General features: G+C 60.6%; 16 protein-coding genes. 12 read left to right on the top strand and 4 right to left on the bottom strand.

The window, feature by feature from the left end; genetic code table 11:
* Positions 1 to 54 precede the first annotated feature (54 nt).
* From cofH to WBP06_RS25550, 9 genes are all read left to right on the top strand, one after another.
* Positions 55 to 2,394: a 5-amino-6-(D-ribitylamino)uracil--L-tyrosine 4-hydroxyphenyl transferase CofH gene (cofH, locus tag WBP06_RS25590; RefSeq protein ID WP_395335229.1), complete on the top strand. Its 2,340-nt coding sequence runs from the start codon at positions 55 to 57 to the stop codon at positions 2,392 to 2,394.
* Positions 2,391 to 3,221 (top strand): SDR family NAD(P)-dependent oxidoreductase, encoded by an 831-nt coding sequence (locus WBP06_RS25585; protein WP_133085059.1) that lies wholly within the window; start codon positions 2,391 to 2,393, stop codon positions 3,219 to 3,221. Before cofH ends, WBP06_RS25585 begins: the two co-directional genes overlap by 4 nt.
* Positions 3,218 to 3,877: an NADPH-dependent F420 reductase gene (npdG, locus tag WBP06_RS25580; protein ID WP_133085060.1), complete on the top strand. Its 660-nt coding sequence runs from the start codon at positions 3,218 to 3,220 to the stop codon at positions 3,875 to 3,877. The genes WBP06_RS25585 and npdG overlap by 4 nt, the downstream gene beginning before the upstream one ends.
* A gap of 9 nt (positions 3,878 to 3,886) precedes the next feature.
* Complete coding sequence (cofE, locus tag WBP06_RS25575; protein ID WP_133085061.1) at positions 3,887 to 4,624, top strand: coenzyme F420-0:L-glutamate ligase; 738 nt, start codon at positions 3,887 to 3,889, stop codon at positions 4,622 to 4,624.
* A gap of 58 nt (positions 4,625 to 4,682) precedes the next feature.
* The gene (cofC, locus tag WBP06_RS25570) at positions 4,683 to 5,258 is read left to right on the top strand and encodes a 2-phospho-L-lactate guanylyltransferase (protein WP_133085062.1); all 576 of its coding nucleotides are present in this window, start codon (positions 4,683 to 4,685) and stop codon (positions 5,256 to 5,258) included.
* A gap of 88 nt (positions 5,259 to 5,346) precedes the next feature.
* On the top strand, positions 5,347 to 6,267 hold the full coding sequence (locus WBP06_RS25565; RefSeq protein ID WP_133085063.1) for a TIGR03619 family F420-dependent LLM class oxidoreductase: 921 nt from the start codon (positions 5,347 to 5,349) through the stop codon (positions 6,265 to 6,267).
* On the top strand, positions 6,212 to 7,993 hold the full coding sequence (locus WBP06_RS25560; protein ID WP_395335224.1) for an FAD-dependent oxidoreductase: 1,782 nt from the start codon (positions 6,212 to 6,214) through the stop codon (positions 7,991 to 7,993). The genes WBP06_RS25565 and WBP06_RS25560 overlap by 56 nt, the downstream gene beginning before the upstream one ends.
* A gap of 810 nt (positions 7,994 to 8,803) precedes the next feature.
* Entirely contained in the window at positions 8,804 to 9,958 is a 1,155-nt protein-coding gene (locus WBP06_RS25555) for an oxidoreductase family protein (RefSeq protein ID WP_236549398.1), read from the top strand.
* 2 nt (positions 9,959 to 9,960) lie between these two features.
* Positions 9,961 to 10,773 (top strand): SDR family NAD(P)-dependent oxidoreductase, encoded by an 813-nt coding sequence (locus WBP06_RS25550; RefSeq protein ID WP_236549397.1) that lies wholly within the window; start codon positions 9,961 to 9,963, stop codon positions 10,771 to 10,773.
* An 86-nt stretch (positions 10,774 to 10,859) separates the two neighbouring features.
* Here the strand turns inward: WBP06_RS25550 and WBP06_RS25545 are convergent, their stop codons facing one another.
* Positions 10,860 to 13,298 (bottom strand): TonB-dependent receptor, encoded by a 2,439-nt coding sequence (locus tag WBP06_RS25545; protein WP_395335221.1) that lies wholly within the window; start codon positions 13,296 to 13,298, stop codon positions 10,860 to 10,862.
* 383 nt (positions 13,299 to 13,681) lie between these two features.
* Between WBP06_RS25545 and WBP06_RS25540 the strand changes: the two genes are divergently transcribed.
* Genes WBP06_RS25540 through WBP06_RS25530 form a run of 3 tightly spaced genes read left to right on the top strand, consistent with a single transcriptional unit; the run spans position 13,682 to position 16,028 of the window.
* On the top strand, positions 13,682 to 14,923 hold the full coding sequence (locus tag WBP06_RS25540; protein WP_159831189.1) for an acyl-CoA dehydrogenase family protein: 1,242 nt from the start codon (positions 13,682 to 13,684) through the stop codon (positions 14,921 to 14,923).
* Positions 14,924 to 14,945: 22 nt separating this feature from the next.
* Positions 14,946 to 15,314 (top strand): hypothetical protein, encoded by a 369-nt coding sequence (locus WBP06_RS25535; protein WP_395335218.1) that lies wholly within the window; start codon positions 14,946 to 14,948, stop codon positions 15,312 to 15,314.
* A 6-nt stretch (positions 15,315 to 15,320) separates the two neighbouring features.
* A complete protein-coding gene (locus WBP06_RS25530) occupies positions 15,321 to 16,028 on the top strand; it encodes a TetR/AcrR family transcriptional regulator (protein WP_133085066.1) in 708 nt (235 codons plus the stop codon).
* Positions 16,029 to 16,381: 353 nt separating this feature from the next.
* Here WBP06_RS25530 and WBP06_RS25525 read toward each other — a convergent pair whose 3' ends face one another.
* The 3 genes from WBP06_RS25525 to WBP06_RS25515 are packed head-to-tail and all read right to left on the bottom strand — an operon-like array spanning position 16,382 to position 19,560.
* Positions 16,382 to 17,461 carry an LLM class flavin-dependent oxidoreductase gene (locus WBP06_RS25525; RefSeq protein WP_395335215.1) on the bottom strand — a complete coding sequence of 360 codons (1,080 nt, stop codon included), beginning with the start codon at positions 17,459 to 17,461 and terminating at the stop codon, positions 16,382 to 16,384.
* A 60-nt stretch (positions 17,462 to 17,521) separates the two neighbouring features.
* On the bottom strand, positions 17,522 to 18,607 hold the full coding sequence (locus tag WBP06_RS25520) for an aromatic ring-hydroxylating dioxygenase subunit alpha (RefSeq protein ID WP_395335212.1): 1,086 nt from the start codon (positions 18,605 to 18,607) through the stop codon (positions 17,522 to 17,524).
* 14 nt (positions 18,608 to 18,621) lie between these two features.
* Positions 18,622 to 19,560: a Rieske 2Fe-2S domain-containing protein gene (locus tag WBP06_RS25515; protein WP_395335209.1), complete on the bottom strand. Its 939-nt coding sequence runs from the start codon at positions 19,558 to 19,560 to the stop codon at positions 18,622 to 18,624.
* Positions 19,561 to 19,578 lie beyond the last annotated feature (18 nt).

Here is a 19,578-nt window from a genome sequence, read left to right as displayed (position 1 = left end):
AGCGGCCGGAGCGACCGGTATGAAAATCGGCCTCGAACTATCACGGAGAATGTTGTGATGCTCGACCAACTGCACCTGAGCCACGATGATGCAAATCGCATTTACAGCGCTCTCACTTCGATTTCCCTCAACGAAATGATGGCCACGGCGGAGGCGATGACGCTCGCCGCCCATGGTCCGCGCATGACATATTCGCGCAAGGTCTTCATCCCGCTGACCAAACTGTGCCGCGACGTCTGCCACTATTGCACTTTCGCCACCACGCCCGGTCGGATCGACAAAGCCTACCTGGCCGCGGAGGATGTACTGGCGATAGCGCGCGCCGGTGTGGCGGCAGGATGCCGCGAGGCGCTTTTCACACTCGGGGATCGACCTGAACTTCGCTACGGAGCCGCACGCGACGCCTTGGCCAGATTGGGGCACGAAACGACCCTTTCCTATCTCGGCGAAATGGCAGCGCTCGTCTTGAACGAAACCGGGCTGCTTCCGCACCTCAATCCGGGGCTGATGGGTGCTGCCGACTATGCCTCACTGCGTCCGCATGCGGCCTCGATGGGCCTGATGCTTGAAAGTAGCTCGCAGCGCCTGTGCGAGAGAGGAGGGCCGCACTTTGGATCGCCCGACAAGGAGCCGGCGCGGCGGCTTGAGTCGATTGCTCAGGCAGGGCTTGCCAAGGTTCCTTTCACTACCGGCCTGCTGATCGGCATCGGCGAAACGTGCCGCGAGCAGGTTGATGCACTTGTCGCCATCCGCGACCTGCATCGCCAATACGGGCACATACAGGAAGTCATAATCCAGAACTTCCGCGCCAAGCCCGGCACGCAGATGGTAGATTTCCCAGAGCCGGCATTGGATGACCATCTCTGGGCCATCGCGGCTGCTCGTATCATCCTCGGCCCCGAGATGACGATTCAGGCTCCGCCAAATCTTCAGGAAAGCCATAATTTCGCTCCGCTGCTTCGCGCTGGCGTCAATGACTGGGGAGGAGTCTCTCCGGTAACGCCTGACCATGTCAATCCGGAAGCGCCTTGGCCGCACCTCGACATGCTCGAACGCGCCACCAATGCCGCCGGGCGCACATTGCACCAGCGCCTTGCGATCGGCCCCCGCTATGCAACGGCCGCAAGGCAATGGGCCGCGCCGCCTGTCGCGGCAACCGTTCTTCGGGCAATCGATGCTCGCGGACTGCCAAAAATCGACGATTGGGCCGCGGGCAGAGGCGATGCTGCGCCGCAGCAGATCTCGGCGGGTGGATTTGCGGTATCCCCGCGCATATCGTCGATACTTGACAGCGTGAAAGCCGGCCACGTGCTGGGCGAAGCGGATATCGTGTCGATGTTCGATGCCGAAGGAGCCGACTTCACAGCGATCGTGAACTTCGCCGATCGCCTTCGCAGGGACGTAGTGGGCGAAACGCTGACTTTTGCGGTCAACCGAAACATCAATTACACCAATATCTGCCTCTACAAATGCGGCTTCTGCGCGTTTTCCAAGGGTAGTACCAAGGCCATGCGCGGGCCGGCATATCGGCTCGATTTCGCCGAGATTGGCCGCCGGTCCGCCGAAGCCTGGGATCGCGGGGCCACCGAAGTCTGCCTGCAAGGCGGTATCCACCCCGATTACGACGGTAACACCTATCTGGATGTACTTCGCGCAGTGCGTCAGGCGGCGCCGGATATCCATATCCATGCCTTCTCCCCGCTTGAGGTGACGCACGGCGCGAGAACATTGGGGCTACCGCTCGAAGACTTTCTGGCCCGTCTGAAAGCAGCCGGGTTGTCGACGCTGCCCGGCACGGCCGCCGAAATCCTCGATCCCGAAATCCGCGACATCATCTGCCCGGACAAGGTTACAGCGGACGAGTGGATCGAGGTCATGCGTGTCGCCCATGGCGTTGGACTGCGCAGCACCGCCACGATCATGTTCGGCCACGTCGAGGGATATCGTCACTGGGCACGTCATCTCCTGTCGATCCGATTGCTTCAGGACGAGACAGGTGGGTTTACCGAATTCGTCCCGCTGCCTTTCGTCCATATGGAAGCGCCGATCTGGCAAAAAGGCCTGGCACGGTCGGGTCCGAGCTACCGCGAGGCGGTGCTGATGCATGCCGTCGCCCGTATCGTGCTGCATCCCGTGATCGCCAATATCCAGGTCTCGTGGGTCAAGATGGGGCCTGAGGGCGCAGCGGCGATCCTGCAGGCAGGTGCAAACGACATGGGCGGCACCCTGATGGACGAGTCGATCACCCGTGCCGCCGGCGGCGTCAACGGGCAAGAATTTGGGCCGACGCAAATGCGGGCGCTCGCCGCTTCCGTCAACCGGCCCGTGCGCCAGCGCACCACTTTGTATGAAGATCCGCCGGTTCGTCACGGCCATTGCATGGAGACGTTATGATCGATCTATCCTTTCCGTTGCGCGACAAGGTGGCTCTCGTCACCGGAGGCGGCAGCGGCATCGGGCGCGCTACCGCCCGCATGTTCGCGCAGCGCGGCGCCATGGTCGCCGTCGCCGGCCTCGACGAGGCGCCGCTGCTTCTGGTTGCCGAGGAAATTGTCGCCGCCGGCGGGCAGGCATTGCCGATTGTCATGGACGTGACGAGCGAAGACGCGATCGCAGGGGGCGTTGCGCGCCTCGCGGATCGCTTCGGCAGGCTGGATATTCTTCACAGCAATGCGGCGCAGACCGGCGAACTGCAGGAGGATGGCCTCATCGATGCAATGGACGCGGACTTTTGGGACCGCACGTTCTCGATCAACCTGCGCGGATCCATGCTTTGCGCCAAGCACGCCATTCCGCTCTTGCTGACGAGCGGGGGGGGCTCGATCATTTTCACCGGCTCCGGCAAGGGTCTCGCCGGCGATCTTGATTACCCGGCTTACGGCACGTCAAAGGCGGCCTTGCTGGGACTTTCGCGCTACATCGCGACCCAGTACGGGAAGCAGGGCATTCGCTCCAATGTCGTTGTCGTGGGCCTAGCCATGACCGAGGCGCTTGACAGGAACATGCCCGAGGCGGCGCAGAAGCTGATGACCGAGCACAATCTGGTCGACCACCTCGGCAGGCCCGAGGACATTGCCGAAGTGGTCGCATTTCTAGCTTCCGAGCAATCCCGCTACATCACGGGAGCAGCGATCGTCGCTGACGGCGGCTTCACTTCGCACTCGGCCGTCTATGCGGACATGCTGCGCTTTGCAGCGATGGATACCGGAGCCAAGGCATGACGCAACCTTCTATTGCCGTCGTTGGCGGCACGGGAAACCTTGGTGCGGCTATTGCCTGGCGGCTTGCCCGAGCAGGTTATGAGGTCGTAATCGGATCGCGAAATGCCCAAAGTGCGCAGGACGCGGCATCGGGGTTGGGGCACGGACTTCGCGGCGCGAGTAATGTCGACGCGGTGGCAGGAGCCGATATCGTGATCGTCACGGTTCCCTTCGCCGCGCAGCAATCGACGCTTGCTGATATTGCGCCGCATGTCGCAGGAAAGCTGGTGGTGGATACTACCGTTCCCCTAGTTCCTCCCAAGGTCATGCGCGTGCAACTGCCCGATGAGGGATCGGCAGCCATGAGAGCGCAAGCGGCTCTTGGCCCCAGTGCCGTGGTCGTGTCGGCGTTCCATAACGTCGCTGCGCACAAGCTCGCTCAGGACGTCGATGTCGGCTGCGATGTCCTCGTATTCGGAGACGACAAGGAAGCGCGCGGACGGATTGTGGACCTTGCCGATGCCATGGGGCTTCGGGGTCTTCACGGCGGCGCGCTTGTCAATTCCGCCGCAGCCGAGGCGCTGACCTCCATCCTCATTTTCATGAACAAGACGTACCGTGTCGACGGCGCCGGCATTCGGATCACGGGCGAGCTTATCCCGCCAGATCAGCAATAGGCAGCGGCGATGATCGAAATAGTCGAACTGAGCGGCATCGGCGAAATCGCGCCCGGCGACGACCTCGCAGCGATACTTCGAGATGCCCTCCAACGGTGTGGATCGCCGCTTCGCGATGGGGATGTACTCGTGGTAACCCAGAAGATTGTCTCGAAGGCCGAAGGACGGCAGGTCGATCTTGAGCAAGTCGAACCGGGTGAGCCGGCCCGCGAACTGTCCCAATTGACGCGCAAGGATCCGCGCATGGTTCAACTGGTGCTCGACGAATCGAGTGAGATTGTGCGAGCGGTTCCCGAAGTGCTGATCACGCGGCACAAATTGGGTCACGTCATGGCCAACGCGGGGATCGATCGTTCCAACATCGGTCCATCACTGGGCGCTCGTGCACTGCTGCTCCCCCTGGATCCTGACGCAACAGCGGCGAATTTGCATAGCGCGCTTGGAGTGCCGGTAGTGATCTCGGACAGCTTTGGAAGGCCCTGGCGCCTTGGTGTGGTCTGTGTTGCCATCGGCGCAGCGGGCCTGCCGGCTCTCCACGATCGCCGCGGCGAACTCGATCGCGACGATCGCCCTCTGGAAGTCACTCAGGTGGCGCTGGCCGACATGATAGCCAGCGCGGCAGGGTTGGTGACGGGTGAAGGCGCAGAAGGCATACCGGCCGTTCTCGTCCGCGGATGCCGCCTTGAGGGGATGCCGCGCAAAGCCGCCGAACTGGTACGCCCGAGGCGCGAAGACCTGTTTGCATGAACGGGGCGCCTGCGCGCGCCTTCGTATTTGCAATTAGCTCCGCCGCAGGACTTGCACGATGAGAAACTGGATCGCTGTGGTTCCCTGGAAACAGGGGAGGGAAACGAAGTCGCGACTGGCCCCGAGCCTGAGTGCGAGAAAGCGGCAGGCGTTGGCCTGCACGATGGCGGCGCACGTCGTGGGCTGCCTTTCCGGGATCGAGGCAATCGAATCGACTTTCGTCCTGGCGCCTGCCAGCGTGGAAGGTTGGCCGGTGCAATGGCTGCGCGACAGCGGCTTTGGTCTCAACGGCGAACTGAACAGGATCCGCGAACATTTCGGCAGTCGGCCGCTCCTTGTTATCCATGCCGACCTGCCTGCGTTGGTCGGTGAAGACGTGGAGGCCCTGCTTGCCGCGGCGCGGGGGACAGGACGCGCATTCGCCCCCGACCGGCATGGCAAAGGCACCAATGCAATCGCTCTTGCGGACTCGGGCTCTTTCACCTTCGCATTCGGTCCTGGCAGTCTAGCACATCACCGGGCGCAGTCGCCTGCTGCCGCCATTGTCGAAAGGGCGGGCCTGGGTTTCGATCTCGATACTCCGGCCGATCTCGAACACGCAGTTTCCCGACGCCTGATCAGGCAAGCCGCATGAGCCTTCGCCGCTCGCTCCCCTTCCTAAGGAAAGGTGCGAGCACGCCGCCGCGCTTCACTATCCGCCCGACATCGTGAGAGGACAGCAGATGAAACTGAACGTCAGTGTGCCCAACAGCATGCACGTGGCTGCGATGACCCAGCCCTGGGAGCATGCCCTGACGGGCGACGATATTGGGCATGCGCTGAAAATTGCAGACGATCTCGGCTTCAACAAGTGCATGCTGGGCGAGCATTTCATAATTCCCCGTGAGCACATCGAACTGTCAGGCGACCATTACGTTCATGGAACAGTGGCTCTCGCATTCCTTGCCGGCCGAACCTCCAGGATGAAAGTCAGCTCTTCGGTCACGATCCTGCCCCTCCAAAACCCGATCGTCCAGGCCAAGGCATGGTCTACGCTCGACTGGTTGAGCGGTGGGCGGGCGACCGCGCTGTTCGGCGTGGGATGGCTCAAGGAAGAGTTCGACATGCTGGGAGTGGATTTCCATAACCGGGGACGAATGGCCGACGAGTACGTGGCTGCGATCATCGAGCTGTGGACCGCTGACAATCCGGAATTCGACGGCGAGTTCGTGAAATTCAGCAATGTCGGGTTCGCACCGAAGCCGGTCCAAAAGCCGGGCCTGCCGATCTGGTTCGGCGGCGACGCGGAAGCTGTTCTCAAGCGCGTGGCAAAGTTTGGCGACGGTTGGTCTCCGTTCAGGACACCGCCCGAAAAATTCCCGGAGTGCCTGGATTTCATCCGGTCCCAGCCCGAATATGACGGGCGCCCCATCGACTTGTTCTTCGCGCTCGAAATGCTCAATGTCGGTGCGCATCACGAAATCATGGACGACCCGCGCGCGCCAGGAACTCGCGACGCGCAGAAGATCATCGACCAGATCGGATGGCTTCGCGACCTGGGTGTCAACGAGACGATCGTCCCTCTGCCGCCAGGGATTGGTGGAATGGATGAATACGTCGAGCGGCTGCAGTGGGTCGCGCAAGAGATCATGCCGAAAATCTGAACTGGGCCGTCGGAACGACGGGTTTGGTGAGCGCCGTTCCATCCAAATCGAAAAACGGGAGGTAGCAATGACCCAGTATGATGTGGTCGTGGTGGGTTCGGGCGCGGCAGGCATGACTGCCGCGCTGCGCGCGGCGGCGGCGGGGAAGTCGGTGATCGTTCTCGAGAAGGCATCGCATTTTGGGGGAACGACCTCGATCTCGGGCGGCGGTATCTGGGTTCCGGTAAGCCCGCAGGCGCGGGCCGCCGGGGTCGACGACAGCAAGGACAGGGCGCGGCAATACGTCCTGGATGTCATAGGTCCCTCGGCCGAGCCGGCGCTCATTGATGCCTACCTCGATGCAGGGCCCCGGATGGTGGAGTGGCTGGAAAAAAACAGCCGGGTCGAATTCCTGCTCTCGCCGCCGAGCAGCGATTGGTATCCCGAAGTTGACGGCGCAGCCGATCACGGTCGTTTGCTCGCCCCTAAGGAGTACGATGGCAAGAAGCTGGGCGAACACTTCGCGCAGCTGAGGCCCGCGCGGGAAGAGTTCAACGCGCCGGGAGGCTTCATGATCGACCTGTTCGATCTGCCATATCTTGCGCAAATGCCCTCGGCAAAATCGCTCGTGCACTTCGGCAAGCTGGCTGCCAAATTCGGGTTCGACAAGCTTCGCCGCTATCCTCGCGGCACGCGTCTCACGATGGGAAATGCACTGGCGGCCCGTCTCCTTCGCTCCGCGCTCGACGCGGGGATTACGCTGCGCACCAATGCGCCGGTCGATCATTTGCTGGTGCAGTCCGGCCGGGTGACCGGCATTCGGGTAGGTGACGAAGAGATCGGTGCAAGGCTGGGCGTCCTGCTGGCATCGGGTGGATTTTCCGCCAGCGAGCAGCTTCGCAAGGCTTATATCCCTTTTGCCGAAAACCATGTCTCGATCCTCCCCTACGAAAACACGGGCGACGGCATGAACATGGGATTGGAGGCAGGCGGCGCGCTTGCCGAGGAAAATCTGGTCAACGCGGTATGGGCGGTGGTCTCCAAGCTCACGCGGCCCGACGGATACGTGGCACGCTATGCCCATCTCATCGATATGTCGAAGCCCGGATGCATAGCGGTCAACGCCAAGGGCGAGCGCTTCGGTAATGAAGCATCTGTGCATTTCGTTGAAGCGATGCACCGTGACGGAGCTGTTCCGGCCCACATCATCTGCGATGCCGATTTCATCAAGAAGTACGGCATGGGCATGGTCTATCCCGGCGGCGGCGGTCTCAAGAAGCTTATCGCAGCAGGCTATGTGACCGAGGGGCGCAGTCTTCGCGAACTCGCAGAGAAAATCGGCGTAGAACCGGACGGCCTTGTCGCCAGCGTGGCCAAGATCAACCGCTATGCGGAGATCGGGCATGACGCCGACTTCGGAAAGGGAGAGACACAGATCGACATCGAGATCGGCGATCCCCGGAACAAGCCCAATCCCTGCCTGGGGCGCGTCGAGCGGGCTCCATTCTATGCGATCAAGATCTACCCCGGCGATGGCTCGACGACCGTGGGCCTCAAGGTCGACGCGCAGTTTCGCGTGGTAGGGGGAGACGGCACACCTGTTCCCGGTCTTTATGCTGCCGGGTTGGATGCCAATTCGATCTGGCGAGGCAAATCGCCTGCGCATGGGTGCAACGTAGGTCCTGCCATGGTCACCGGCTTTATTGCGGGCAATTCGATGGCGCAGGCCCTGACACTCGCAAACTAGCTCTCAAGTCACATACACGGCGCTTCTCGTCCCGGCGGGAAGCGCCCTGTGCTGTGCATTGCCGGAGGGCAGCGGCAATAAGGCTGCCGAGGCGGCCCCCGCGACGCATCGGTTGATTGACCATAATCGCCGCCATCCGGGGCGGAGCGCGCAGCAAGGAACGTGACGAAGGTCGACGGCTAGCGCGCTATGCGGCAACGCCGGTTCATTCGGCACAGAATTTGGGCCGCATCGCCGCACCGTGAACGCTCCCCAGCCTCGTGCCGTCGGACGCGTCCCAATACCCACGCCAGAACCAGACCCGCCCATCGAAGTCCAGATCGAACACCGCCGCGACGAGCGCTGCCGAGCGCCGTCAATCCCAAAGCCGGCGCGCTGTGCCTAACCATTCCGTAGAGACGGGGCCGGCGTCGTGATTTCCCGGACCACGCAGTAACACTCATCGTACAGCTCACTTCGTCGCGCCAGCTCTCGGCAGATCGGATCGGCACCCTGGCGCAGCGGGGCGACTGGAAGGGCCGATTGATAGTTGGCCCTCGGTGGCAAGCGCCACGCGCAATTGGCTTAGGTCGAGATGGGGACCATGGATGAGCGCCAAAACCTGCAAAAAGCCGTATGCCAGGTCTCCGTCGAAGGTCGGGGTGGTCCCTCTCTTCGGGCAGGTTGCGCTTCGGTCGCGCCTGCGATGCTCGGTATCCCGGATGCAGCGTAAAATCGGTCCGCAAAGCCGGCAAGCTCCCTCGGCCCAGGTTCGAGGGCCTTCGCCGGGACGGACGACGCTGTAACACAAGAACACATCAGGAGAGTTCGATGGACCCACAAGCCCAACCGCAATACCGCAATGCGACGGTCGATCCTGATTGTGTGCCTCGTCCTTATCCTACCCGAACTGGTCATCTGCCGACCTCGATGGAGGGGATCGATGCCGCGTGGTTGGGATCGATTATGGCCCACAAGTATCCCGGCGTCGCGGCACGCAGCATGGAAACGGTCCAGCTGCTGAACAGCCACACGACCAAGTGGCGCGTCAAAGTGGATTGGAACGAAGCGGGCCTTGCCGCCGGGCTCCCCGCGAACCTGTGCCTGAAGGCCAACTGGTCGGGCAGCTTCGACAATGTCGATATCCATGCCGTCGAGGCCCGGTTCTATCATTTCCTCGCCAAGGAAATGAAGGTTCCCACCGCGCAGTGCTATTACGCCGACTGGGACGACGATGGCAGCGCTCACGGCCTGCTCGTGCTGGAAGACCTCAATGATCGCGGTGGACACTTTGGTCACAGTACGCAGCACTCCGGCATCGACATGATCGCCTCCAACCTCGAGGGACTGGCTGGTCTTCACGCCAGTCTCTGGGGAAGCGAAAAAATCTCCAAGGCCAATGCCCCGTGGCTGCAGACGCAGATGGATACTCCGGTCGACAGCGACCAGGTCCGCATCATGTGGCAGTGGATCGACGACAATCTGAAGGATCCGAATTTCCGCGCGATCGCGCCAAAGCACTATCTTGACGATCCGCGCCGCGTCGAGCGCGCATTCGACCGGCTGGGCGAACTTGAGCGTGCCTATGACGCGCCCTATTGCATCGCACTGGGTGATTGCCACCAGGGGAACACCTATATCCTGCCTGGCGGGGAAAGGCTTTGGTTGGATTGGCAACTGGTGCGACGTGGACGTCCGTGGCGTGATCTTACTTATTTCCTAGTCGGATCGCTGACCATCGAAGAGCGGCGCGCCCATCACAAGGATCTGCTCAAGCAGTATCTGTCTTACCTGACCGCGACGGGCGTTCCCGGAATTCCCAGTTTCGAGGAGGTCTGGGAGCAGACGCGCTTGTGGGTGATGTACGGAATTCAGGCGTGGGTCGCCAACCACGACTCCTGGGGGCAGAACGGGTTGCCTATGAACGAGCGGTTCTTCGTCGCGGGCGAGGAACTGGGGACCTGGAAGATACTGCTGGGAGAGTGAGGATGGGACTGGTTCAGGGAAAAATCGCCGTCGTCACGGGATCGGGATCCAACATCGGGGAAGCATGCGCTCGCAAGCTCGCTTGCGAGGGCGCTAAAGTGGTTCTGGCAGACATTAATCTGGCGGGAGCAGAGCGCGTGGCGAAGAGCATCCGCGCCGCCGGTGGGGAGGCGATGGCATGTCCGCTCGATCTTGCAGAAGAGGCGAGTATCGCTGCATTGGTCTACGCAGTGATCACGGCTCATGGCCGGATTGATGTCCTGCACAACAATGCCGCCAACACCGCCGTCAACCAAATGGCCGCTGACGGTGCTCTGGTCGATATGGACGCAGCGGTTTGGGATGCAGCGTTTCGTATCAACACGCGCGGCACGATGCTGATGATCAAACACGTCGCTCCCCACATGATCGCCGCGGGCGGTGGGTCGATCATCAATACAAGCACGGGCGTTTCGATCCTCGGGGATGTCTTCAACCCGGCCTATTCTTCCTCGAAAGGAGCGGTGAACAGTCTTACGCGCAACACTGCCGCCCAGTTGGGCCGCCAGAACATCCGCTGCAACGCAGTGATGCCCGGTTTGGTTCTTACACCGCAGGCGCGCGAAATGATGCCTGCAGAACAACTGCGCATGATCCAGCGGCATGTCCTGTTGCCACGAGAAAGCGTGCCTGACGATATCGCCGGGGCCGTGCTGTTCCTTGCCTCGGATCTTTCGGCATTCGTCACGGGCCAAGTCTTCTCGGTCGATGGCGGTATTTGCCACCACACTCCATATTTCGGCGATGTCATGGATATGCAAGCGGCCGCACACTAATGAAAACGGAGCGGTCAGTCGCAGACTGACCGCTCCCCACAAGATTACCTGATCGGCTCCGCGGATAACGCGGAGCCGAATTGATTTCAGAACTGGACCTTGGCAACGACCCCGTAAGTGCGCGGATCGCCTACAGCTACCGAATTGACCGGGAAGCTCTTGAGCAGGACATCCGCAGCCGCGAAATATCGCTCCTTGGTCAGATTGCGGACGAAGAAGCTGAGATCGACGCCAGTATGAGCGATGTTCTCCCAGTCCAGGCGCATGTTGACGAGATTGTAGCCTGGCAGCTTTTCACCATATTGACCACCGAAGTCCGCAGTCATGAACAGGTCACCGCTCAGCACCAGATCACCATCCGCCGGACGGACAGGCAAAGTCCAGTTCGCGCTGAAAGTGCCGGAAAAGGTCGGCGCGTATTTGTTTACGTCGGAAGAGGTGAAGGAAATTCCCTCCACGTCGGGCAGCGTGAGCTTGTCTACCCTCATGTGCGTATAAGCGCCGTTGAAGGAGACCGTCAGGTTTCTGCTGGGGCTGACGGCGGCATCCAGTTCCACGCCATAGATCGACAGGTCTGCGGCGTTCACGCCGAACGAACCGTTGGTGGGACTGTCCGGGGCGGAAGCGGGAATCAATGTTTGCGCGTTCAGAAATTGCAACGCGTTTTTATACTTGCTGTAATAGGCTGCTGTGTTGATGTGACCGTGGGCACCGGCGATGTTGAACGTCCATTTCTCGCCGATCTCGATATCGGTAAGCGTCTCTTTCCCGGTTTTCTGGAATGGCCGCAAATCAACGCATTGACCCGAGCCGGATCCGCAGGCGGGGTCGGTTCCCCCGGTCGTAAAACGCGTTTCGAACAGCGGCGTGTTTACATTGACACCGCGGTAGCCGCGACGGCTTACCACATAAAGCAGGAGGTCAGGCGCGGCCTTCCAATCCGCACCAATCGTCCAACTGGGCGCGGAGCCGCGATTGGATACCACGCCGATGCCGTCGGGAAGATTGAGCTCTGCAAGCGACCGGCAGGTCGAATCCTCGGCATAGGAAGTTCCGATGGCGCCGCCGCAAGCCGACACACGGTCCCAGCTGTAGCGCAGGCCGGCGTTGAGCGTGACGGCGTCCGTCACCTTGTAGGAGATCTGTCCGAACGCAGCGTAGTTGGTGTTCCTGACATTGGCGGTGACGACTGCGGCAGGTGTTCCGGGCGTGGTGAATGCGGAGAATGTCGAACCGGAGGGACCATCGGGTGTGTCATGGCTATAGAAGCCGCCGACAATGAAATTGAATCGGTCGAAGCTGCCAAGGAACTGCACTTCGTCGGTCAGATACTGGCGCTGAATCAGCGCAGCCGCATGGAATACTGTGAAGGGAACATCCACCGGACTGCCCAGTGCGGCGCCCGGCAGGTACATTGGGCCGAGAGCAGAAGTGTTGATCAATTGGTCGCTGCGATTCTTGCGATAACCGAAAATGTTTCGCAGCGTGAATTGGCCGAAACTTGCGGATGTGTCGTTCGAAATGCCCCAGTTGCGACGATTGGCCCGGCCGGATCCCGAATCGTCCGTGAAAGCACCGTAGAAATTCTGCTTCTGCAACGCGAGATACTGCGCTGTCTGAGCATCAAGGGAAGCGCCGATCAGTGACCCCGCAGCCGCGCCGACCGACGGGGCGAACAGGTCCGTAAAGCTGAAGTTCTGGCGAAGCAGATAATACCCTGAAGCAGATTCCCTGGCTTTGAAGTAGTCGAAAATGGTCGTGCTCTTCAGCCAGTCGGCGGGCGTGAAGAGTACCGAGGCTCGTGCGCTGTCCTGACGGACGTCATTGAACCCATCGCCGCCGGTGATCGAATATGTCATCGGATCGCGCCGTCTGATCTGTCCTGCAACGCGGATGGCCAGAACGTCCGCGATGACCGGGACATTGAGGGCGCCCTGAACTTCGCGATAGTCGTAATTGCCGTAAGTCCCCTGCAGATAGCCGCCAAAGTCCTGGCCAGGTGATTGCGGGGATATCAGAACTGCACCGCCAAGGGTGTTGCGGCCGAACAAAGTGCCCTGCGGGCCCTTGAGGACCTGGATGTTGCCGATATCGAACGTCGGCACGTTCGAGCCGAGCGAGGCAAGGGGCACGTTCGCGAAATAGGTAACTACACCGGGCGTGACTTCGCCAGTCGGTATCTGCCCGATCCCGCGAAGTGAAACCGAGGTGTTGTCCTTGCCGCCCTCCGAACTGAATGTAAGACCGGGCGAGATAGTCCGAATATCGGCAATCGTCTGGACGCTGCTACGTTCAAGGGCGGTATCGGAGAATGCTACGACCGATACAGGCACGTCCTGAAGCCGCTCCTCACGCCGCCGCGCTGTGACGACGATCTCGCCGGTCAGGGACGGGGCGGCGGAGGACTGCGCTTCAGCGGTCTGGTCGGGCGTGGGCGGGCCATCGGCGGCCCATGCCTGAACAGGAAGCACGCTCATTGCACAGAGCCCGGTCCCCGCTACGATGCGGACGAATTTAGTTTTCATGTATCGCCTCCCACTTGCGTCCGGCTTCTTGCGCCGCGCGTAGATATTCCCCGCTGCTAAAGAACGGGCAGACGGCGGGAGCTATAGAGATCTATCTCGTTTCGATTCCTATCTTCGGAGGGGGCGAGGCCCAAATTGGTTTCGGTTTTTCTGGCGCAAGGATCTGCCTTCGAAACAAGCAGATTCTGGTCGGTGACGAACATTGAGCAGAACGTCGCTTTGCTGGCTTTCGCTCAGTCTCGGCACTTCGCGCTTCACGGAATATCGGCATTCTTCCCCGTCGAGGTTATGCGCGGCGAGAATTCTTAGCCCGTTCTTGACAACGCTGTTTGCAAATCGCCTGAAATTGAATAATGACGAATTTGTCATTATAGGAGACAGGGATGCAAATCGGCAAGTTTGACACTGGCAAATTGACTGTCGCCTGCGTCGAGAATCCTGTGAACGCGGCTCGCGCATTACGCCCATTGCTCGCAGCAAATGCCGACAGATGCGAAAAGGAACGCCGCATCGTCGCGCCGGTGATAGAGGCTTTGCGCAACTCCGGCTTGTTTCACATTACTGCACCCCGGCGCGCTGGAGGGCCGGGGCATAAACTGATCACCCATATTGAAACGGTGGCGGAACTCGCTCGTGCCTGCCCGGGCACCGGCTGGGCCTACGGTTTGCTGAGCGGAATAACCGGTACTGCTCTTGGATTAGGGCCGTCGATGACAGAGCTGCTTTTTCGTCATGGGGGTGAACTGTTCTGCAGCGCATCGGCGCCCAGCGGCAACGCGACGGGAGTACCCGGCGGTTACCTCGTCTCGGGACGGTGGGGATACGGTTCCGGATGCCTTCATGCCGATTGGGCGCTGAACGGCATCATGCTTGATACAGCGGTTGGCGCGCAGCCAGCCATGGCATTCTTGGACCTTCATGATCCGGCATGTTCCATCGAGGACAACTGGCATGTTGCAGGTATGGCCGGCTCGGGGAGCAACATGATCGTTGCCGAAAACGTGTTCGTGCCGGAAGAGTTGATCCTGAAACCCAGTGATACACCTCCACCAGAAGTGCTCCTCGAGATGGAAGGTCTCGAGGCGCGGGACCGCTGGCCGATGGAGCCGTTGTTCCCGCTGGGCGTGTTGGCGCCGATGCTCGGCGCAGCAATGGCGATGCTGGAGCACGTAGTAGAGGTGATGGACCGGCGGCCGGTCGTAGGCTGGACTTTTACCACTCAGACTGCCTCCGAAGCCTTGATCGGAATGACAGGACGCGCGGCAATGGAAATCGACTCGGCCTGGCTGCACGTCCGTCAAGCTGCCGCGATGCTGGACGAGGCGGCACAGCAACGGGTCTTGACTGGGTACGACAAGGCGCGGATCCAGGCGGACTGTGGTTATGCCATGGAACTACTGCGTGGGGCAGGCGAGCGGCTGATGGACGTGGCCGGACCTGGTGCCTTCGCGTTGTCCAATCCCTTGCAGCGCTTCTGGCGCGACCTCAGCGTGGGCACGCGCCACAACGCGCTCAATAGCCATTTGTCCCTGGAGCTTTACGGGCGGGCAATCACGGGCCGTGCATCGAACATCCGCCTCATTCCCGACATCGGGCCGGTGCCTGTCCTTTCAAACGACCGATAACCCTTTCACCACAGGAGAGAAAATGATGCCCATTCCAACACCTCAGGCAATCGCGACCTTCCTCAAAGAGCAAGCCGAGATGTTCACCGCCGGGCGGCTCGACGATTTTCTGGCGGCGTTCAGGGCTATCGCGCCTGGAGGGTTTAGGGTGCAGGATCCAGCAACAGGTCCGATCCAGGAAGGGTGGGACAAGCTGGAGGCACTATGCCGTGAATATGCGGGCTGGAAGCTTTTCGTGGAAGATGTGAAAGTCAGCGGCAACGAAGCCGTAATCTACGTCCGCAACGAAGGGGAATATCTGGGGCAAGCCATCACTGCGTATAGCATCGAACAGTATGTGTTCAGCGATGATGGCAGCCTGCTTGCGCGCTATTTCCATCCCGTGCAATAGGACAGCATGTCCTCGGTTGCCTCCCACCTTCAAGAGCCGGATCCGCGCAGCAAGGCAGCAGCGCTGCGGCGCGAGCGGATGCGGCAGAGGCTGATTGAGGCGGTACTTGAACTCTACCAGCCAGGCCAGGCCGCGCAGCATGTCCTCATCGACGACGTGATCAAGCTGGCGGACGTCTCGCGTGGGAGTTTCTACAAGTATTTCGAATCCATCGATGCGGTAGTCGAGGAGTTGGCAGAGGCGATGACGGTGGGCATGATCGCCGATTATCGCCGCTTGTTCGAGGATATTTCTGATCCACTGGTGCGGGCCGTGGGCGGTGCGATGATGGTGATGCTGCGCGCGCTACACGATCCGCGGTGGGGAGGCTTTACCTGCCGCATCGACTTTGTGGATTATTTTGCGCGCGAGCGAGCGTTTGACCTCATGGTTCGCGATGCGCTGGAGGGTGCCAGGGATGGTGGCCAGATAATGTTCACATCGGCGGACGCCGCCGTAGACCTCATCGTGGGAATGACTGTCGAAGCTCGGCGGCGCCTCGTTCGCGGAATAAGCGATCCGCATGACTATATGGACGAGATGATCCGATGCACATTCTGCGGGCTGGCGGCAGCCCCCGACGTAGTGGCTCTCGCATGCGAGCAAGTACGGTTTCGCATTTTCCAGGAGGCAACCGAGTTGGACTGGTGGTCAAGTTCGATCGCACATGGGTGATCTGCCTTATTCGATCGCCGTCGGCCGTTCTTGAACCAGGCGTTGGCGAGCCGCACATCCATTCAGTATTTTCGCGTTGAGAGTACGCTTTGCGTCGCCAAAATCCGGTCGCTCCGTCGCCGCCAGCAAACCGCAATCGAGCCTTCATCGCACCAAAGCCTGCCAATCTGATGGTCCGGATTCCGCAGCAGGCAGCGATGACAAGGTGGGCAGCGCACACATCCGCTGCGTACCATGGCCCGGTGGAACCAATTTCGCGTTTCGCCTGCACGGGCATGCGCGGGGGCAATCTTAATCCCCGACGCCGGCCCGTGGCATTCTTTCTCGACAAATGGTGCAATAGGCTACGCTGATCAGGCCGGCGCCGGAATTGCCGTGCCTGCTCGTGTCTTAGCGGCAGCGACCAATTGGAAGAGGCCTGAATTGTACTGGGTCAACTGTTCCAGCGTTAGATCGCGGTAAGGCGTCATCGGGCAAAGCGAATCGACCACCTCCCAGAAGGGTTCGATCTTCTCAAGCACCTCATCGACCGGTCCGCAGGTGACGAACGCCTCCACCATCTCGTCGGAGACATTGCCGATCACTTTTGCAATGTCTCCATGTTCGCCGAGGCTCAGTTGGCAGGCCCGTGCCTGATCTCCAAAGCCGATCGCCTCGAAGAATGGCTCATATTCCTTGTAGCCGGAATAGGCGGCAACCGTAGCCCGGCTGTCGTTGATCGCCTGCTGTTTGTCGTCGTTGACCGCGATCCAGGGCCACGCATTAATCTCGATATCCTGACGTCTGCGGCCGTGCTTTGCCAGTGTCTCATTTATGAAGGGCAATTTGCTCCTGGTATAGGCCGCAGACCAAAGGGCGTGCACCATGAGCCCGTCGCCGATTTCGAGCGCCAGCGCGGTCATCTTGTCCTGGAGCGCCGCGATCCAGATCGGAACGCGCTCGCGAACCGGCGGCGGGGTCAGCATCATTTCCTCGAAATCGGCGGTGAAGTATTCGCCCTTGATCGGATCGAGGCCCTTATGCGCATTGGCGATCACGTAACGGATGACGCCGACGCTCTCCCGCAGGTGCGTCAACAGCTTGCGTTCCGGCTCTCCGTACATGCCGGTCACGCAGCTCTTGATGCTGGAGCCAAGGCCCAGCACGAAGCGCCCTTCGGAGATTCGGTCAACTTCTATCGCCGCATAGGCCGTTTCGAGAGGACTGCGCGTGCCGACGATAGCCACGCCAGTGCCGACCTTGAGGCTACGGGTCAGTGCGGCAGTCGCCGTCATCGGAATGAACGGAGGGCCGTAAATCTGCAGAGAGAAGCAGCCTTGGAATCCGACCTGCTCCATTTGCTGGCCAATGCCGGCCATGATCGGGGCGGAAAGAGTGGGCATGACGCCCCACCAGCGGCGCTCCGCGCCAACGGCATTGACAAGCTCGGGCATGAGTACTCCGAAGATAAAAAAAGGGCGGACACTAATGTCCGCCCAAGGGGAGAGGTCAGGTCAGAACCGGAAGAGTTCGTTGCGAAGTCCGATGATCTCGCTGCAATCTGCGCTGACGTTGTCGCGATAGGCGAAATCGCCGTTGGCTTGCCGATCGGCTAACTCCATCATCGCCATGCGGTAACGCTGACCAGCCTGGTCTAACTTGCTGTGGAGGTCCTTGCGGTCGGTATGACGCATGTAGCGCGGGCTTTGCGGGGAGGTCATGTAGCTGTCCTGGCGCGAGACCTTGTAGCCAGCTTTGGGCATGACATGACGGAACATGAGCCCGGCATTGGTCGTGTTCATCACCATTTCCATGCGCGTGCGATCCCGCGTTTCGGGCGTGCACGGATGGAAAAGAGGGACGTCGTCCCCTGGGCTGAACCGGCCATAGGCGATCGCGCAGTGCGAGCGGAGGTAGATGCGAATGACCTGGCGCACGTTTTGCGTGGGCTGCCTGATGCCGCTGAAGAACTTCATTACCGGCGCGACCGACTTGTTCACGCAGGTGCGAACCATAGTGACTGTTTCGCTGTCGTAGAAGGTTTCCACTGTCTCGCTGTCCGATCGCTCATCCCCCACGACATCGGCATGAAGGAAATCGGCGTGCGTAAGGTCGATCAGGTTTTCGAGGCTGATCGGTGCAGCGCTCTCAAAGCGTACCGTCGCGGTCATGTGCCGCGGAAGTCCGCCGTCCGGCGGCAGGAACGGCAGGCTCGGAAGGTGTACCGGATCTGCTGCGAGCGGATTGCCGAACCAGACCCACACGACGCCGTAGTGCTCCATCACCGGATAGCACCCGCGGGCGTCGGTATATTCGCTCTTGTCGCGCGCTATCCGTTCGTTCGGATGGAATTCACTGGCGATCACGGTGCCGTTCTCGCGCCAGAGAAAAACCGGATAGGAATAGACCGCACGTCGGACGGGCTTGGCCGTCACAGAATAATTGTGCGCGACTGGAAACCACGTATCGCGCATGACGATATTGTGGGGCACCCAGCGATTGATCGCATTCAGCGCGATCTGACCGGAGCCGGTGCCGGTGCCGGTGCCGGAAGGGGGACTTCCGTCGTGTTCGGCGGAACGATCAGCGACTTCAAGCATCTCTAGTTTCTCCTTCAGGCCGCTTCGGTCTTGTCGCGCACGAGCGGTGTCTGTTCGAGCATTGCGCTGCGCAGGTCCTCGCCGTGCAGTGAGACGGTGGGTTTCGTGGCACGCAGCCTGGATCCGTCTACCGATGACAGTACCGAAAGCGGATTGACTCCCCGCAGAATTGCGCCGTGCAGGCCGGGTTGGCGCACGCCCAGTGCAGATCTCCAACGCACAGCCGTGACGCCCCGCGCCGAGGGAACGGGACACAGCATCGCTCGCATTAGCTCGTTGAATTGATCGTCCCGCAGGATGAGCGTGGTTTGACCGGTCTGCGGGTGCGTTCGCGTCAGCAACGTCAGCGGAAATTCCGACACAAAGTGCGATGGCCAGTGCGGCGTGCTCCACTGACAATTGCGCTCCATCACCAGCATGCCATCTTCTTCATGAAGTTCAGACATGAGATATGGCGTGAAGCGGACTCCCCTGATCTTGAGGATCAGGCTGGGATCGTCATAGAGCGCATTGAGATACTCCTGATGGCTGCAACTCACGTTTGCAGTGCCGCAGTAGTTATACTTGTCCTCGGCTATTAGTGGAACTTTCGCCTTCGGGTCCAGGCACACACGTACAAAGCCGCCTTGTTCGAACACGCCGAACGCGTTGGCCTTGTAGACCGGCGGAAACTTCTGCTGGTCCTTCATGTTCGGGATTTCCTTCAGGCGCCCGGTCTCGCCGTCATAGCTCCATCCGTGATAGCCGCACTGAATCCAGCCATTGTCGCGGATGCAGCCGAGCGAGAGAGGAGCCCTGCGGTGCGGGCAGCGATCCTCGAGCGCGCGCGCAATGCCCTGGTTATCCCGCCACAGCACGAGCGGCTGATCGCCAATATCGACCGACAGGGGCTTCTGGGAGGTCACTTCCTCGGAACGGGCTACCGCCCACCAGAGATCATTCTCGAGACTCATAACGTCTATCCACTCTCC

The organism is Novosphingobium mississippiense (genome assembly GCF_044029535.1).
Classification (GTDB): Bacteria; Pseudomonadota; Alphaproteobacteria; order Sphingomonadales; family Sphingomonadaceae; genus Novosphingobium.
Note: the sequence above shows the minus strand (reverse complement) of the source record. Positions and strands in the feature narration are given on the sequence as shown.

Bases quoted from the DNA above. Each gene is read 5' to 3' on its own strand.
- WBP06_RS25565 (WP_133085063.1), top strand. From the start codon at position 5,347: ATGAAACTGAACGTCAGTGTGCCCAACAGCATGCACGTGGCTGCGATG.
- WBP06_RS25525 (WP_395335215.1), bottom strand. From the start codon at position 17,461: ATGCCCGAGCTTGTCAATGCCGTTGGCGCGGAGCGCCGCTGGTGGGGC.
- npdG (WP_133085060.1), top strand. From the start codon at position 3,218: ATGACGCAACCTTCTATTGCCGTCGTTGGCGGCACGGGAAACCTTGGT.
- WBP06_RS25540 (WP_159831189.1), top strand. From the start codon at position 13,682: ATGCAAATCGGCAAGTTTGACACTGGCAAATTGACTGTCGCCTGCGTC.
- WBP06_RS25515 (WP_395335209.1), bottom strand. From the start codon at position 19,560: ATGAGTCTCGAGAATGATCTCTGGTGGGCGGTAGCCCGTTCCGAGGAA.
- WBP06_RS25535 (WP_395335218.1), top strand. From the start codon at position 14,946: ATGATGCCCATTCCAACACCTCAGGCAATCGCGACCTTCCTCAAAGAG.
- WBP06_RS25555 (WP_236549398.1), top strand. From the start codon at position 8,804: ATGGACCCACAAGCCCAACCGCAATACCGCAATGCGACGGTCGATCCT.
- WBP06_RS25545 (WP_395335221.1), bottom strand. From the start codon at position 13,298: ATGAAAACTAAATTCGTCCGCATCGTAGCGGGGACCGGGCTCTGTGCA.
- WBP06_RS25520 (WP_395335212.1), bottom strand. From the start codon at position 18,607: ATGCTTGAAGTCGCTGATCGTTCCGCCGAACACGACGGAAGTCCCCCT.
- cofE (WP_133085061.1), top strand. From the start codon at position 3,887: ATGATCGAAATAGTCGAACTGAGCGGCATCGGCGAAATCGCGCCCGGC.
- WBP06_RS25585 (WP_133085059.1), top strand. From the start codon at position 2,391: ATGATCGATCTATCCTTTCCGTTGCGCGACAAGGTGGCTCTCGTCACC.
- WBP06_RS25550 (WP_236549397.1), top strand. From the start codon at position 9,961: ATGGGACTGGTTCAGGGAAAAATCGCCGTCGTCACGGGATCGGGATCC.
- WBP06_RS25530 (WP_133085066.1), top strand. From the start codon at position 15,321: ATGTCCTCGGTTGCCTCCCACCTTCAAGAGCCGGATCCGCGCAGCAAG.
- cofC (WP_133085062.1), top strand. From the start codon at position 4,683: ATGAGAAACTGGATCGCTGTGGTTCCCTGGAAACAGGGGAGGGAAACG.
- WBP06_RS25560 (WP_395335224.1), top strand. From the start codon at position 6,212: ATGAATACGTCGAGCGGCTGCAGTGGGTCGCGCAAGAGATCATGCCGA.